Origin of the sequence: Paracoccus panacisoli (assembly GCF_042435015.1) — a bacterium.
Classification (GTDB): Bacteria; Pseudomonadota; Alphaproteobacteria; order Rhodobacterales; family Rhodobacteraceae; genus Paracoccus; species Paracoccus panacisoli.
In genome coordinates this window covers 14,578-30,624 of the sequence record NZ_JBHMQU010000029.1, presented here as the reverse complement: position 1 = coordinate 30,624, position 16,047 = coordinate 14,578, and the positions used below count along the sequence as shown (strand labels likewise).

At 69.5% G+C, this 16,047-nt stretch carries 12 protein-coding genes; 10 read left to right on the top strand and 2 right to left on the bottom strand.

All coding sequences use genetic code 11. The features are described from left to right. The 3 genes from ACFHYO_RS07615 to ACFHYO_RS07605 all read left to right on the top strand — a co-directional run. A partial coding sequence (locus ACFHYO_RS07615) for an RsmB/NOP family class I SAM-dependent RNA methyltransferase (protein ID WP_394319500.1) occupies positions 1 to 1,123 on the top strand: 1,123 nt, incomplete at its 5' end. A 103-nt stretch (positions 1,124 to 1,226) separates the two neighbouring features. Next, on the top strand, positions 1,227 to 2,228 hold the full coding sequence (locus ACFHYO_RS07610; RefSeq protein WP_394319498.1) for a TAXI family TRAP transporter solute-binding subunit: 1,002 nt from the start codon (positions 1,227 to 1,229) through the stop codon (positions 2,226 to 2,228). Between the two features lie 101 nt (positions 2,229 to 2,329). Continuing rightward, positions 2,330 to 4,537: a TRAP transporter permease gene (locus ACFHYO_RS07605; protein WP_394319496.1), complete on the top strand. Its 2,208-nt coding sequence runs from the start codon at positions 2,330 to 2,332 to the stop codon at positions 4,535 to 4,537. A 3-nt stretch (positions 4,538 to 4,540) separates the two neighbouring features. Here ACFHYO_RS07605 and ACFHYO_RS07600 read toward each other — a convergent pair whose 3' ends face one another. Both ACFHYO_RS07600 and ACFHYO_RS07595 read right to left on the bottom strand, forming a co-directional pair. Next, complete coding sequence (locus tag ACFHYO_RS07600; RefSeq protein ID WP_036700790.1) at positions 4,541 to 5,251, bottom strand: response regulator transcription factor; 711 nt, start codon at positions 5,249 to 5,251, stop codon at positions 4,541 to 4,543. Beyond that, the gene (locus tag ACFHYO_RS07595; protein ID WP_052171676.1) at positions 5,248 to 7,161 is read right to left on the bottom strand and encodes a hybrid sensor histidine kinase/response regulator; all 1,914 of its coding nucleotides are present in this window, start codon (positions 7,159 to 7,161) and stop codon (positions 5,248 to 5,250) included. Before ACFHYO_RS07595 ends, ACFHYO_RS07600 begins: the two co-directional genes overlap by 4 nt. 165 nt (positions 7,162 to 7,326) lie before the next feature. On the opposite strand from ACFHYO_RS07595, the gene ACFHYO_RS07590 reads away from it, so the two are divergent. From ACFHYO_RS07590 to ACFHYO_RS07560, 7 genes are all read left to right on the top strand, one after another. After that, positions 7,327 to 9,321: an AMP-binding protein gene (locus tag ACFHYO_RS07590; RefSeq protein WP_052171683.1), complete on the top strand. Its 1,995-nt coding sequence runs from the start codon at positions 7,327 to 7,329 to the stop codon at positions 9,319 to 9,321. A gap of 38 nt (positions 9,322 to 9,359) precedes the next feature. Beyond that, positions 9,360 to 10,193 carry an ABC transporter ATP-binding protein gene (locus ACFHYO_RS07585; protein WP_394319504.1) on the top strand — a complete coding sequence of 278 codons (834 nt, stop codon included), beginning with the start codon at positions 9,360 to 9,362 and terminating at the stop codon, positions 10,191 to 10,193. A gap of 54 nt (positions 10,194 to 10,247) precedes the next feature. After that, on the top strand, positions 10,248 to 11,231 hold the full coding sequence (locus ACFHYO_RS07580) for a branched-chain amino acid ABC transporter permease (RefSeq protein ID WP_139306045.1): 984 nt from the start codon (positions 10,248 to 10,250) through the stop codon (positions 11,229 to 11,231). Positions 11,232 to 11,352: 121 nt separating this feature from the next. Further along, complete coding sequence (locus ACFHYO_RS07575) at positions 11,353 to 12,429, top strand: branched-chain amino acid ABC transporter permease (protein ID WP_036700793.1); 1,077 nt, start codon at positions 11,353 to 11,355, stop codon at positions 12,427 to 12,429. 61 nt (positions 12,430 to 12,490) lie between these two features. After that, positions 12,491 to 13,780 carry an ABC transporter substrate-binding protein gene (locus ACFHYO_RS07570; RefSeq protein WP_036708637.1) on the top strand — a complete coding sequence of 430 codons (1,290 nt, stop codon included), beginning with the start codon at positions 12,491 to 12,493 and terminating at the stop codon, positions 13,778 to 13,780. Positions 13,781 to 13,865: 85 nt separating this feature from the next. After that, positions 13,866 to 14,723 (top strand): ABC transporter ATP-binding protein, encoded by an 858-nt coding sequence (locus ACFHYO_RS07565; RefSeq protein ID WP_036732494.1) that lies wholly within the window; start codon positions 13,866 to 13,868, stop codon positions 14,721 to 14,723. Positions 14,724 to 14,808: 85 nt separating this feature from the next. Next, positions 14,809 to 16,026, top strand: a complete 1,218-nt coding sequence (locus tag ACFHYO_RS07560; RefSeq protein WP_394319492.1) for a phenylacetate--CoA ligase family protein — start codon at positions 14,809 to 14,811, stop codon at positions 16,024 to 16,026. Positions 16,027 to 16,047: the final 21 nt, after the last annotated feature.

The following is a 16,047-nucleotide window of genomic DNA, read 5'->3' as shown; positions in this document are numbered from 1 at the left end:
GCAGCGGCTGGCCACGGCGACCCTGCGCGCCCGGCGCCGGGGCGAGGCGGTGCTGGCGCCCCTGCTGCGCCGGACGCCCGCGCCCGAGATCGGCGACGCGCTGGCGCTCGCCACCACCGAGATGCTGGGCTTGGGCGAAGCGCCGCACGGGGCGGTGAACGCCGCCGTCGAGCAGGTGCGCGCGCTCGGCCCCAAGGGCGCGGCGGCTTCGGGGATGGTCAACGCCGTGCTGCGCCGCGCCGCCGAGGCGCAGGCGGACTGGGACGCCGCGCCCGCGACGCGGTTGCCCGCGTGGCTGCGCAGCCCGGTGCGGGCGCGCTGGGGCGAGGCAGTGGCCGCGGCCATCGAGGCCGCGCTCGAGGCGCTGCCGCCGCTCGACCTGACCGGCAAGCCGAGGGCGGCGCTGCCCGGCGCGGCGCTGCCGACCGGCAGTCACCGGCTTGAGCCGGGGGCGCAGGTCTCGGCGCTGCCGGGCTATGACGCCGGCGACTGGTGGGTGCAGGATGCCGCCGCCGCGCTGCCGGCGCGGATGCTCGACCCCCGGCCCGGCGAGCGGATCGCTGATCTCTGTGCCGCGCCCGGCGGCAAGACGATGCAACTTGCTGCGGCGGGGGCCGAGGTGACGGCGGTCGACCTGTCAGAGGCGCGGCTCGCGCGGGTGAGCGAGAACCTCGCCCGCACCGGGCTGAATGCCACGCTGGTCGCGGCGGATGCGCTGGCGTGGCGGCCCGAGGCGCTGCTCGATGCGGTGCTGCTCGACGCGCCGTGCTCGGCCTCCGGGACGATCCGGCGCCACCCCGAGCTGCCGCTGATCCGCGACGGGGCGATGATCCCCGAGCTGGTGCGGCTGCAGGCGGCGCTGATCGACCACGCGCTGGGGCTGATCCGTCCCGGCGGGCGGCTGGTCTATGCGGTCTGCTCGATCCACCCGGCCGAGGGCGAGGCGCAGCTGGCGGCGGCGCTGGCCCGCCATCCGGGGCTGGTCGTCGAGCCGCCCGTCGCGCCGGGCCTCGAGCCTGCATGGATCACCCCCGAGGGCGCGCTGCGGACGCTGCCCCATCACTGGCCCGGGCGCGGCGGGCTGGACGGTTTCTTCGCCGTGCGGTTGCGCCTGCCGGGCTGAGGCTGCATTCAGGTTTGCCGTGCCGGGCCTCGCGGTGCAGACTGCCACCCATCCGGGGCACAACCCGGAACACATTCCGCGACACACGGCGAAAGGAAGAACGATGTTCACACGACGGATTCTGGGACTGGCCACCGCAGCGATGGTCGCCATGAGTGGCATGGCCGCGGCGCAGGACATGGCGTTCTTCCGCATCGGCACCGGCGGCACGGCGGGCACCTATTACCCGATCGGCGGTCTGCTGGCGAACGCCATCTCGGCGCCCCCCGGCTCGCGAGCCTGCGAGGACGGCGGCTCGTGCGGGGTGCCGGGGCTGGTCGCCTCGGCGCTCGCCGCGAACGGCTCGGTCGCCAACGTCAACGCGATCATGGGCGGGACGCTCGAATCCGGCTTCGCGCAGGGTGACGTGGCCGCCTGGGCCTACACCGGCACCGGCATCTGGGAGGGCAAGCCCAAGGCCGAGAAGCTGCGCGCCATCGCCAACCTCTACCCCGAGTCGATCCACCTGGTCGCCTCGGAAGGGTCGGGGATCAACTCGGTCGCCGACCTCAAGGGCAAGCGCGTCTCGCTGGACGAGCCGGGCTCGGGCACGCTGGTCGATGCGCAGCTGATCCTGCAGGCGGCGGGGCTGTCCGAGGCCGACATCCGGCCCGAGTATCTCAAACCCGACCAGGCCGCGGACCGGATGAAGGACAACGCGATGGACGCGTTCTTCTTCGTCGGCGGCTATCCGGCCGGCGCGATCGCCGAGCTGGCCAGCCAGCACAAGGTCAAGCTGGTGCCGATCGACGGCGCGGTGGCCGACAAAGTGCTGGAGAGCAAGTTCTTCGCCAAGGACACCGTCCCGGCCGGCACCTATGACGGCAACGACGCCGACGTGGCCACCATCGCGGTGGGCGCGCAGTGGGTGACCTCGGCCGACCAGCCCGAAGAGCTGATCTACAACATCACCAAGGCGCTGTGGAACGACAACACCCGCAAGCAGCTGGATGCGGGCCACGCCAAGGGCAAGATGATCACCAAGGAACACGCGCTCGACGGTCTGGGCATCCCGCTGCACCCGGGCGCCGAGCGGTTCTACAAGGAAGCCGGGCTGCTGAAGTAAGCCCGTCATGACCGGGGGCCGTGCGGGCAGACCGCGCGGCCCCGCCACCCGCCGGCGCACAGAACAACGACACGCCGCCGGCCGCACAGGGGACAGTGCCCATGACCAACCGCGAGACTGACCGCGACCCCCTCATCCAGGGCCAGCGCCCGGCCGATGCCGCCCCCGGCGCGACGCCGGGCGGGCGGCTGTCGGATCACCCGCCGGGCCATCCTCCGGGCCATCCGCCGGGCCAGCGCCCCGCGCATTACGACGAGCCGGACCTGCTCAGCGCCGACGAGTTGCAGGCCATCGAGGAGAAGTTCGATCCCGAGCTGCGGTTCCGGGTCTGGCTGAAGCCCGTCGCCATCCTCGCTGGCGGCATCCTGTTCCTGCTCAGCTGCTATCACTACTACACCGCCGGGTTCGGCATCCCGCAGGCCACGATCCACCGCGGGCTGCACATGGCGGTGACGCTGTTCCTGATCTTCATGGCCTTCTCGGCGTCCGGCCGGCAGGAGCCCGCGACCGGGCCGCTGTCGTTCCTCGGCGTGCCGGTGACCGACTGGGTGATGGGGATCGCGGGGGCGGTCACGGCGCTTTACGTGCCGTGGATCTATGCCGAGCTCGCCTTCCGCGTCGGCAACCCCAACACCACCGACATCGTCATGGGCACGGTGCTGATCATCGTCCTGCTCGAGGCGGTGCGCCGCTCGATGGGCTGGCCCTTGCCGGTAATCGCCATCCTGTTCATGGCCTATGCCTATTTCGGCCAGTCGATGCCCGGCATCCTGGTCCATCCCGGCGCAAGCTGGGCCAACATCGTCAACCACCTGTATCTCACCAGCCAGGGCATCTACGGCACAGCGCTGGGGGTGATTGCCACCTATGTCTTCCACTTCGTCCTGTTCGGCGTCATGGCGACGCGGATCGGGCTGGGGCAGCTCTTCATCGACGTCGCCTCGGCGCTCGCCGGCCGCTATGCGGGCGGGCCGGCCAAGGTCTCGGTGCTCAGCTCGGCGCTGCTCGGCTCGATCTCGGGGTCGTCGATCGCCAACACCGTGACCACCGGGGCGCTGACCATCCCGGCGATGATCCGCATCGGCTATCCCCGCCACTTCGCCGCCGCGGTCGAGGCCGCCGCCTCGACCGGCGGGCAGATCACGCCCCCGGTGATGGGCGCGGTCGCGTTCCTGATGATCGAGTATCTGGGCCTGCCGCTGACCACGATCCTGACCGCCGCGCTGGTGCCGGCGTTCATGCATTTCTTCGGGGTGCTGGTGCAGGTCCACCTCGAGGCCAAGCGGCTGGGCCTGCGCGGGCTGCACCGCGACGAGCTGCCGAACGCCTGGCGGGTGCTCAAGGCGGGCTGGCTGTCGGTGCTGCCGCTGATCATCCTGATCGCCGTGCTGCTGTCGGGGCGGACGCCGTTCGCCGCGGCCTTCTGGTCGATCACCGCCTGCATCGTGGTGATGCTGATCCAGGACATCACCGCGCGCGGGGTGACCGAGGGGCTGCGCGCCTCGGCCCACGGCCTCTTCGAGGGGTTCGCGCTCGGCGCCCGCCAGTCGCTGTCGGTGACGGCCGCGGCGGCGCTGGTCGGCGTGGTGATCGGCGTCGTGACGCTGACCGGCGTGGGGTTCAAGATCGCCTACATGGTGACCTCGATCGCCGCCGGCTGGGCGCAGTCGGTGTCGGGCTGGCTCGCGGTGCTGCCGTTCGAGCTGATGGGCGTCGACACGCTGACGCTGCTCTTCACGCTGATCCTGACCGGGATCGTCTGCATCCTGATGGGCTGCGGCATCCCCACCACGGCGAACTATATCATCATGGTCGCCGTGGCCGCCCCGGTGCTCGGCCTCTTGCAGGTCGAGCCGATCGTCGCCCATTTCTTCGTCTTCTACTACGGGGTGCTGGCCGACGTGACGCCGCCCGTGGCGATGGCGGCCTATGCGGGGGCAGGGATCGCGGGGGCCAACGCCTTCAAGGCCGGCAACACCGCGTTCCGCCTGTCGATGGGCAAGGCGCTGGTCCCGTTCGTCTTCGTCTTCCAGCCGGCGCTGCTGCTGGTGACGCAGGACTTCACCTGGACGAACTTTGCGCTCGCCTTCGGCGGGGCGGTGATGGGGATCTTCGCGCTGTCGGCGGCGATCACCGGCTGGCTGTTCGCTTCGCTGAACATGCTCGAGCGTCTCGCGCTCGGCTTTGCCGCGATCCTGCTGGTGGCGCCCGACTGGGGGGCGACGGCGGTGGGGCTGCTGATCGTGGTCCCGATCGCGGTGCTGCAGCTGATGGCCGGACGGCGCGGCGCGCCGGGGGCGGCCGCCTGAGGGTCAGCCCCAGGCGACCTCGCTGAGGAAGATGTAGCCCGCGCCGTAGATCGTCTTGATCAGGCGCGGGTTCTTGGGGTCCTCGCCCAGCTTCGTCCTGAGGCGCGAGATCCGCACGTCCATCGCCCGGTCGAAGCTGTCGCCCGCCGAGCCGCCGAGGCTTTCGAGCATCTGCGCCCGGCTGATGAGGCGGCGCGGGCTGTCGAGGAACATCCGCAGCATCTCGGCCTCGGCGTGCGAGAGCGGGGTCTCGGCCCCGTCGGGCGCGCGCAGCAGGTAGCGGTCGAAATCCGCGCTCCACCCCGCGAAGCGGGCGGTCTGGGCGCCGCGGGTGGCGGCCTCGCGCGCCGGGCGGCGCAGGCGGGCGCGGATGCGGGCCACGACCTCGGCCGGGTCGAAGGGCTTGGTCACGTAGTCGTCGGCGCCGAGTTCCAGCCCCGTCACCCGGTCCTGCACCTGCGCGCGCCCTGAAATGATGATGATCGCCGCGCCGGATTCGGTCGCCAGCCGGTGCACCAGCGCCAGCCCGTCGCGGTCCGGCAGGCCAAGGTCGATGAGGCAGGCGTCGGGGGTCATGCGCCTGAGCGCGGCCTCGAACTCGGTGGCGCGGGCGAAGCCGGCGGTGCGGAACCCCGCGTCCTCGAGCGCCGCGGCCAGAAGCCGGCGGATGTCCGGCTCGTCGTCGAGGATGGCGATCAGCGGCGCGTCGGTCATGCGGTCGGTCCGTCGGCTTGGGGTGAGAGGGGGGGCGCGGCGGCCAGCGCGGCCCCGAGTGCGGCGCCGAGATCGGCGGATGAGAAGGGCTTGGTCAGCGTCGGCGCCGCGAGCCCCTCGCGCGCCGGATGCCCGGCGGGCAGCGCGGTCATCAGCACCAGGGGCAGGCCGAGGCCCGCCAGCGCCGCCCCCGAGCCGTCGCCGAGTTGCAGGTCCGACAGCACCGCCGTCAGCCCGGCGATGTCGCCCAGCGCCTGCGCCTCGGCAAGCGAGCCCGCCTCGAGCACGGCGTGGCCCATGCCGGTCAGCATCTCGCGGAACCCGGTGCGCAGGTCGGGGTCGTCCTCGACCAGCAGCACCAGTTGCGGGGCGATGCGGCGCAGGGGCAGCCGCAGGCGGACCAGCCCGCCGGTGGCGCTGTTGGCCAGGTGCAGCGTCCCGCCAGCACGCTTGGCGTGGTCATAGACCATCGAGAGCCCGAGCCCGGACCCCGCCCGCCCACCGCCCTTGGTGGTGAAGAACGGCTCGGCCCCGCGGGCCAGCGCCTCGGGCGAGAACCCCGGCCCGGTGTCGGCCACGGTCAGGTCGAGCCAGCCCGCCACCTCGCGCGCGGCCAGCGTGATCCGGCCGCCGCCGGCCGGGGCCATCGCATCGCGGGCGTTCAGGATCAGGTTCAGAAGCGAGTCTTGCACCGCGTCGGGATCGAGCAGCAGCTCGCCCCCCGCCACCGCCACGTCAAGGTCGAGCGTCACCCCCTCGCCCAGCGAGGGGCGCGCCAGCCGCGCCAGCTCCGCCATCAGCGCCGGCAGGTCCACCGGGCGCGGCGAGGGCGCGGCGCCCGTCACCATCCCCGCGATGCGCTGAAGGAGCGCGGCACCCCGGTGCGCGGCGGCGAGGGTGGCGGCCACGTCCTCGGCCGCGTCGCGCGGCAGCGGAGCCTTGGCGAGGCGGCCCTGCAGCCCGAGGATGATGGTCAGCAGATTGCCGAAATCATGCGCCAGCCCCGAGGTCATCTGCGCGGCAAGGCTGCGCCGCCCGGCGTGGGCCAGCGCCTCGCGCGCCTGCACCTCGGCGGTGACGTCGGTCGAGAGCACATAGGCCCCGCGCCCGTCGCGGTCGGGCGTCAGCGCGATGCGGATGCGCCGTCCGGTGGGGTCGTGGGTGGTCTCGAACACCTGCGGCTGGCCGGCGAGCGCGGCATCGACGTGCGGGCGGATGCGCTCGAACGTCTCGCCCAGCACCTCGGACCCGGTGCGCCCGACGATGCGCGCCGGCGCGCCGGGAAACACCGCGCCGAGCTGGTTGTTCGAGAAGGTGTAGCGGTGCGCCCGGTCGATGTGGGCGATGTGGGCCGGGACCATCTCGACCACCTGCCGGGTGTGCGATTCGGTCTCGGTCAGCACGCGCTTGGCCTCTTCGAGGGCCGAGATGGTCGCGGCGAGCTGGCGGTTGGTGGCCGAGAGATGCTCGGCGTGGTCGAGCACCTGGGTCGAGAGCTCCTCGGACCGGGCGCGCAGCAGCGCCTCTTGCGACTTGATCTCGGTGATGTCGGTGTAGACCGCGACCCAGCCGCCCTGGCTCAGCGGCGCGCCCTCGACGGCGATGATCCGGCCGTTGGGGCGGGCGCGCTCGATGTAATGGGGCTGGAAGGTGCGCGCCTGCTCGACCCGCAGGCGCACGGCGGCCTGCGCGTCGGGCTGGGGGCCGTATTCGCCGCGCTCGACGAGATAGGCGATGGTCGCCTCGAAGCTGGTGCCGGGGGCGGTCAGCGCGTCGGGCAGGTCGAACATCTGCTGATAGGCGCGGTTCGACACCGCCAGCCGCAAGTCGGCGTCGAAGATCGAGATCGCCTGCTGGATCAGGTTCAGCCCCGATTGGGTCAGTTCGGCGCGGCTGTCGTGCGAGACCATGCCAGACTGGCTAGCATCCCCCGTGGCCGCGCGGAAGCGTGAAACAATTCGTTGGATTCAGGCAAAACTCGGGCAAGGATCGCCCGGCAGGTTTGCAGCCGGCACAGGGTTGAGGAGAGCCCGGTGCCGCGGCCCAAAGCCGCCAGAGGGGGACAGATGAACGCCATGACACGGCCCGCTTCCGGGCCCGATTCGACGCCGGCTGCGGGTCTGCGGTCGATTCCGGCGCTGCTGGCGCGGAATGCGGCCCAGATGGGCGGCCGTCCGGCTTACCGCGAGAAAGAATTCGGGATCTGGCAGAGCTGGACCTGGGCCGAGGCGCAGGCCGAGATCCGGGCGCTGGCGCTGGGGTTCCTGGCGCTGGGGCTCGAGCGGGGCGATCACGTGGCGATCATCGGCCGCAACCGGCCGGCGCATTACTGGGCGATGGTGGCGGCGCAGATGTGCGGCGCGATCCCGGTGCCGCTCTATCAGGACGCGGTCGCGTCCGAGATGGCCTATGTGCTGGGCCACTCGCGCTCGCGCTTCGTCGTCTGCGGCGACCAGGAGCAGGTGGACAAGGTCATCGAGGCCGAAGAGACCGACCACACGGTCGACCAGATCCTCTACACCGACAAGCGCGGGATGCGGAAATACGACCATTCCCGCATGAACTGGCTGTCGGACGTACAGGCCGAGGGCCGCGCCGCCGAGCAGCGCCTGTCGGGCGAGCTCGAGGCGCGGATGGCCGAGCTGGATTACGACAGCACCTGCGTGATGCTGTACACCTCGGGCACCACCGGCAAGCCCAAGGGCGTGGTGTTGTCGAACCGCAACGTGATCGAGACCGCCCGCGCCTCGTCCGAATTCGACAAGCTCAAGCCCACCGACGAGGTGCTGGCCTATCTGCCGATGGCCTGGGTCGGCGACTTCATCTTCTCGGTCGGGCAGGCCTACTGGACGGGGTTCTGCGTGAACTGCCCCGAGGGCGCGCACACGATGATGACCGACCTGCGCGAGATCGGGCCCACCTATTTCTTCGCCCCGCCGCGGGTGTTCGAGGGCCAGCTCACCAACGTCATGATCCGCATGGAGGACGCCGGGCGGTTCAAGAAGTGGCTCTTTGACCACTACATGACGCTCGCCCGCAGGGTCGGCACCGCGCTGACCGACGGCCGCCCGGTCGGCGCCATCGACCGGCTGCGCTACGGGCTTGGCAATCTTCTGGTGTTCGGCCCGCTCAAGAACACGCTCGGCTATTCGCGCATCCGCGTGGGCTATACCGCGGGCGAGGCGATCGGGCCCGAGATCTTCGACTTCTACCGCTCGCTCGGGATCAACCTGAAGCAGCTTTACGGCCAGACCGAGGCGACGGTGTTCATCACCCAGCAGCCCGACGGTCAAGTGCGGGCCGACACCGTGGGCGTGCCCTCGCCCGGCGTCGAGGTCAGGATCGGCGAGAATGGCGAGGTGTTCTATCGCTCGCCCGGCACCTTCGTCGAGTATTTCAACAACCCCGAAAGCACCGCCTCGACCAAGGATGCCGAGGGCTGGGTGGCGACGGGCGACGCCGGCTTCTTCGAGCCGGGCAGCGGGCATCTGCGGATCATCGACCGGGCCAAGGACGTGGGCAAGATGGCCGACGGGTCGCTGTTCGCGCCGAAGTATGTCGAGAACAAGCTCAAGTTCTATCCCAACATCCTCGAGGCGGTGGTGCTGGGGAACGGCAAGGACTACTGCACCGCGTTCATCAACATCGACCTGACCGCGGTCGGCAACTGGGCCGAGCGCAACAACGTGGCCTATGCGTCGTACCAGGAACTCGCCGGTCACCCGCAGGTCTACGCGACGATCAAGAAGCACGTCGAAGAGGTGAACGCCTCGGTGGCGCAGGACCCGATGCTGTCGGGCTGCCAGGTCCATCGCTTCCTCGTGCTGCACAAGGAACTGGACGCCGATGACGGCGAGATGACCCGCACCCGCAAGGTCAAGCGCGGGGTGATCTCGGACAAGTACGCCGACCTGATCGCGGCGCTCTATGACGGGTCGGGCAGCGTCTATACCGAGACCGAGGTGACCTATGAGGACGGCCGCAAGGGCAAGCTGAGGGCCACGGTGCGGATCGAGGATGCGCGGGTGTTCCCGACCGCCCACGCCCAGCAGAAGGTTGCCGCCGAATGAGCCCCGTTGCCGACACCATCCTGCATTCCATGAACGTCATGCAGCCCCCCGCCGGCGCCGCGAGCGACGAGGGCTACGTCACCCCCGACGGCCGCAAGATCGGTCCGGTGCTGATGGACATGCGCCACATCACCCTGCGCTTCGGCGGCGTGGTGGCGATCAAGGACATCAGCTTCGACATCCGCGAGGGCGAGATCCGCGCCATCATCGGCCCGAACGGGGCCGGGAAGTCCTCGATGATGAACGTCATGTCGGGCTTCTACGTCCCGCAGGAGGGCGAGGTCTGGTTCCGCGGCGCCAAGCGCCCGCCGATGCGGCCCTATCAGGTCGCCCGGCAGGGGCTGGCGCGCACATTCCAGAACATCGCGCTGTTCGACGGGATGTCGGTGCTGGACAACATCATGACCGGCCGCCTCACGATGATGGACGCGAGCCTGCTGTCGCAGGCCGTCTGGTGGGGCAAGGCCGAGCGCGAAGAGACCTGGCACCGCGAGAAGGTCGAGAAGATCATCGACTTCCTCGAGATCCAGAACATCCGCAAGACGCCGGTCGGGCGGTTGCCCTACGGCCTCAAGAAGCGGGTCGAGCTGGCCCGCGCGCTCGCGGCCGAGCCGAAGCTTCTGATGCTCGACGAGCCGATGGCCGGCATGAACGTCGAGGAGAAGGAGGACATGAGCCGCTTCATCCTCGACGTGAACGACGAGTTCGGCACCACCATCGCGCTGATCGAGCACGACATGGGCGTGGTCATGGACCTGAGCGACCGGGTGGTGGTGATGGATTACGGCAAGAAGATCGGCGACGGCACGCCCGACGAGGTCCGCAACAACCAGGACGTGATCGACGCCTATCTGGGGGTGTCCCATGACTGACGCGCGCCCGACGCCGCTTGCCGGCTTGATCAACCTGACCTTGGAGGCCCGCTGATGGACCAGCTTCTCTACGCATCCGAGGTGGTCGTGAACGGCCTCATGGCCGGGGTCATGTATGCGCTCGTCGCGCTCGGCTTCGTGCTGATCTACAAGGCCTCGGGGGTGTTCAACTACGCCCAGGGGGTGCTCGCGCTCTTCGCGGCGATGACGCTGGTGGGCATCCAGAACGGCCAGGTGCCGTTCGCCCATCTGATCAACGCCATGACCGGCGCGCATCTCGAAGGGTTCGGCTGGACCGTGCCCTCGCTGCTGGCGATCCTCCTGACCGCGCTGGTCATGGTGGGGCTGGCGATCCTGATCGAGAGCCTCGTGCTCAAGCACCTCGTCGGGCAGGAGCCGATCATTCTCTTCATGGCCACCATCGGGCTTGCCTATTTCCTTGAGGGGCTGGGCGACATCATGTGGGGCGCCAACGTCAAGACGCTGGACGTGGGGCTGCCGCAGGGCCTGTCCGAGACGATGGAGAGCTGGACCGAGAGCCTGACCGGCTACGGTTTCTTCATCGACCGGCTGGACATCTGGGCGGCGATCATCGCGGCGCTTCTGGTCGCGGCGCTGGTGGCGTTCTCGCAATACACCAAGCAGGGCCGTGCCATGCGGGCGGTCGCCGACGACCACCAGGCGGCGCTGTCGGTGGGCATCTCGCTGCGCTTCATCTGGGTCATGGTGTGGTCGATCGCCGGCTTCGTGGCGCTGGTCGCGGGGATCATGTGGGGCACCAAGTCGGGGGTGCAGTTCAGCCTGTCGCTGATCGCGCTCAAGGCGCTGCCGGTGCTGATGCTGGGCGGCTTCACCTCGATCCCCGGCGCCATCGTCGGCGGGCTGATCATCGGGGTGGGCGAGAAGCTCTTCGAATACTTCGTGGGCCCGCTGGTCGGCGGCGCCACCGAGGCCTGGTTCGCCTATGTCCTCGCGCTTCTCTTCCTCGTCTTCCGGCCGCAGGGCCTGTTCGGCGAGAAGATCATCGAGCGGGTGTGAGGATGACGCACCCCCTCGCCTGCGGCGCAGGCCTGCCCTGCTCGTTCTCTCTTGTTGAAATATCCTCCGGGGGTCCGGGGGTGGAAAACCCCCGGTTCGACCGCGCAGAAAGGACCGCCTGATGCTTTACCGTGAGGCCGGCGACTTCAAGACCAGCTACCGCGACGACAGCCAGACCTTTCCGCTCAAGCTCGACCGCTGGGGCTACTGGATCGTCCTCGCCATCGCCTTCCTGGTGGTGCCCTTCGTCATCACCGACTACTGGGCCAACTCGGTGCTGGTGCCGTTCCTGATCTACGCCATCGCGGCGCTGGGGCTGAACATCCTCGTGGGCTACGCGGGGCAGGTCTCGCTCGGCACCGGGGGGTTCATGGCGGTGGGGGCCTATGCCACCTACAAGCTGGCGACCTCGTTCCCCGAGATCTCGATCCTGATCCACATCGTGCTGGCGGGCGGGATCACCGCCGCGGTGGGGGTGCTGTTCGGCCTGCCGAGCCTCAGGATCAAGGGGTTCTACCTCGCGGTCGCCACGCTTGCCGCGCAGTTCTTCCTCGTCTGGCTCTTCAACAAGGTGCCGTGGTTCTACAACTACTCGGCCTCGGGGCAGATCACCGTGCCCGAGCGCACGTTCCTCGGCCATTTCATCACCGGGCCGCAGACGACCGCCTCGGCCAAGTACCTCGTCTGCCTCGTCTTCGTGGTGCTGGTGGCGTGGATTGCCCGCAACCTCACCCGCGGCACCGCGGGGCGGAAGTGGATGGCGATCCGCGACATGGACATCGCGGCCGAGATCATCGGGGTGAACCCGCTCACCGCCAAGATCAGCGCCTTCGCCGTCAGCTCGTTCTTCGTCGGCATCGCGGGCGCGCTGTTCTTCGCCGTCTACCTGGGCGCCGCCGAGGCGGGCGAGGCCTTCGGCATCAACAAGTCGTTCCTGGTGCTCTTCATGGTCATCATCGGCGGCCTCGGCTCGATCTTCGGCAGCTTTGCGGGGGCGGCGTTCCTCGTCCTGTTGCCGGTGTTCCTCAAGAACGTCCTCGTGGGCTCGCTCGGCTGGCCCACCGACCTGGCCGCCCACATCGAGCTGATGATCGTCGGCGGGCTGATCGTGTTCTTCCTGATCGTCGAGCCGCACGGCCTCGCCCAGCTCTGGCGCCTGACCAAGGAGAAGCTGCGGCTCTGGCCGTTCCCGCACTGAGTTCTACCACCAAGACCGGGGGCCAACCCGGCACCCCAAATCACCCCCTGGGAGGAAACTGATGAAACTTCGCTTCGCTTCGCTGGTCGCCGCGGCGGTCATGGCCACCGCCGCCCCGGCGCTCGCCGACCTCGTGGTGCCGAACCTGAGCTACCGCACCGGCCCCTATGCCGCGAACGGCACCCAGTACGCCGACGGCTTCAACGACTACTTCACCCTGCTGAACGAGCGCGACGGCGGGATCGGCGGCCAGAAGATCGTCGTCCCCGAGTGCGAGACCGCCTACAACACCGAGAAGGGCGTCGAGTGCTACGAGTCGACCAAGGGCCAGGGCGCGCTGGTCTATAACCCGCTCTCGACCGGCATCACCTATCAGCTGATCCCCAAGGCGACCGCCGACAAGATCCCGCTCTACACCCCCGGCTACGGCCGCACCTCGGCCCAGAACGGCAAGGTGTTCGAGTGGGTGTTCAACGCCCCCGCGAACTACTGGGACGGCGCCTCGATCATCGTCAAGCACCTGCTCGACGTGCACGGCGGCAGCCTCGAGGGCAAGAAGATCGCGCTGCTCTACCACAACTCGGCCTATGGCAAAGAGCCGATCCGCACGCTGCAGGAGCTGGCCAAGAAGCACAAGTTCGAGCTGATCGAGGTGCCGGTCGATCCCGCCGCCGGGCAGGAACAGAAGTCCCAGTGGCTGCAGATCCGCCGCGACAAGCCCGACAACGTCATCATCTACGGCTGGGGCGTGATGAACCAGGCCGCCATCCAGGAGGCCGCGAACGTCCGCTATCCGATGGACCAGATCGTCGGCATCTGGTGGTCGGGCTCCGAGGTTGACGTGACCCCGGCGGGCGCCGGCGCCAACGGCTACAAGGCGCTGACCTTCCACGGCGCGGGCAAGGACTATCCGATCTACGCCGACCTGCAGAAATACGTCATGGACCCCGGCAAGGCCTCGCAGGGCGGCGCCAACGCGGGCACCGTGCTCTATTCGCGCGGGATGTATGCGGCCGTCGTGATCGCCGAGGCGATCAAGAAGGCGCAGGAGCTGGCCGGCACCCCCACCATCACCCCCGCGCAGCTGCGCGACGGGTTCGAGGCGCTGGACATCTCGCCCGCCCGCATGACCGAGCTGGGGCTGCCGGACTTCGGCCCGGAGGTGAAGATGTCGTGCGAGAACCACGGCGGCTCGGGCATGGCCCGGGTGCAGCAGTGGGACGCCGCGGCCGGCAAGTGGAACCTCATCACCGAGTTCACCGAGCCGGACAACGAGGTGATCGAGCCGCTGATCACCGCCGACTCCGAGGCGTTCGCCAAGGAAAACAACATCACGATGCGCTGCAACTGACGCGCGCGTGACGACGATCCCGGCGGCGGGCCACCGCCGCCGGGGCACCGACCCCCCTTCCCGCGCCCTCGAAGGAGCGATGACGATGCTTGACACCGCGACCCCGCACCCGACCCCGGCCGAGCCCGCGCCTGCGCCGGTCGAGACGCTGCTCGAGGTCAACAACATCGAGGTGATCTACAACCACGTCATCCTCGTGCTCAAAGGCGTGAGCCTGAGCGTGCCGAAAGGCTCGATCACCGCGCTTCTGGGCGGCAACGGGGCGGGCAAGACGACGACGCTCAAGGCGGTGTCGAACCTGCTGCATTCCGAACGCGGCGAGGTCACCAAGGGCGCGATCACCTATCGCGGCGAGAACATCACCACGCTGAACCCGGCCGCGCTGGTCAAGAAGGGCGTGATCCAGGTGATGGAAGGGCGGCACTGCTTCGAGCATCTGACCGTCGAGGAGAACCTGATGACCGGCGCCTATACCCGCACCGACGGGGCGGCGGCGGTGAAGCGCGACCTCGAGATGGTCTACAATTATTTCCCCCGCCTCAAGGAGCGCCGCCGCAGCCAGGCCGGCTATACCTCGGGCGGCGAGCAGCAGATGGTGGCGATGGGCCGGGCGCTGATGAGCCGGCCCGAGACGATCCTGCTGGACGAGCCGTCGATGGGCCTTGCCCCGCAGCTGGTCGAGCAGATCTTCCAGATCGTCAAGGCGGTGAACGAGGGCGAGGGGGTGACCTTTCTTCTGGCCGAGCAGAACACCAACGTGGCCCTGCGCTATGCCCATTACGGCTACATCCTCGAAAGCGGCCGGGTGGTGATGGACGGGCAGGCGGCCGCCCTGCGCGAGAACCCGGACGTCAAGGAATTCTACCTCGGGATGTCGGACGAGGGCCGCAAGTCGTTCCGCGACGTGCGCAGCTACCGCCGCCGCAAGCGCTGGCTGGCCTAAGCCGCCCACCCCTGACCTTGCCGGGCCGCGCCCGCGCCCGGCCCTGCCTGACGACATTGACGCCTGCCCCGCGGAGGGATTTCGCATGACCTATTACGACGAGCTGGAAACCCGAAGCGCCGACGCCCGCGCGGCCGATCTGGCCGAGGCGCTGGGCCGCGCCATCGCCAACGCCAAGAACGCCCCGGCGCTCGCCCGGCTGTTGCGCGACGTCGAGCCCGAGGCGGTGCAGAGCCGCGCGGACCTCGCCCGGCTGCCGGTGATCCGCAAGGCGGAACTCTCTGAGGCGCAGAAGAAGAAGCCGCCGTTCGGGGGCTTCACGACGCGCCACCCGCACGAGTTCAACCACGTCTTCCAGTCGCCCGGCCCGATCTACGAGCCGGGCCAGATCGACGCCGACTGGTGGCGGCTGGGGCGCTTCGCCTATGCCGCGGGGCTCGGTTCGACCGACATCGTGCAGAACTGCTTCGGCTATCACCTGACCCCGGCGGGGATGATGTTCGAGAGCGCCTGCCGCGCCGTCGGCGCTGCGGTGCTGCCGGCGGGGACGGGGCAGACCGAGTTGCAGGTCCGCGCGAGCGCCGACATCGGCACCACCGCCTATGCGGGGACGCCCGATTACCTCAAGGTGATCCTCGAGAAGGCCGACGAGATGGGCGAGACGCTGAGCCTGACCCGGGCGCTCGTCTCGGGCGGGGCGCTGTTCCCGTCGCTGCGCGCCGCCTATGCCGAGCGCGGCATCGCCACGCTGCAGTGCTATGCCACCGCCGACCTGGGGCTGATCGCCTATGAATCGCCGGCGATGGAGGGGATGATCGTCGACGAGGGCGTGATCGTCGAGATCGTGCGCCCCGGCACCGGCGACCCGGTCCCCGAGGGCGAGGTGGGCGAGGTCGTCGTCACCACGCTCAACCGCGACTATCCGTTGATCCGCTTCGCCACCGGTGACCTCAGCGCCGTGCTGCCGGGCGAAAGCCCGTGCGGGCGGACCAACATGCGGATCAAGGGCTGGATGGGCCGCGCCGACCAGACCGCCAAGATCAAGGGGATGTTCGTGCGCCCCGAGCAGGTCGCGGGCCTCGTCGCCCGCCACCCCGAGGTGTCACGCGCCCGTGTCATCGCCGACCGGCAGGATGAAATGGACGTGATGGTCGTGCAACTTGAGACACTTGGGCAGGACCGGGCGTTATACGAGGCATCCGTGCTCGAGACGCTGAAGCTCAAGGGCCGGGTTGAGCTGGTTGCGCCGGGATCGCTGCCGAACGACGGCAAGGTGATCGACGACCGCCGCAGCTACGGCTGAACCCGCGTTCCCCGAAGGCCG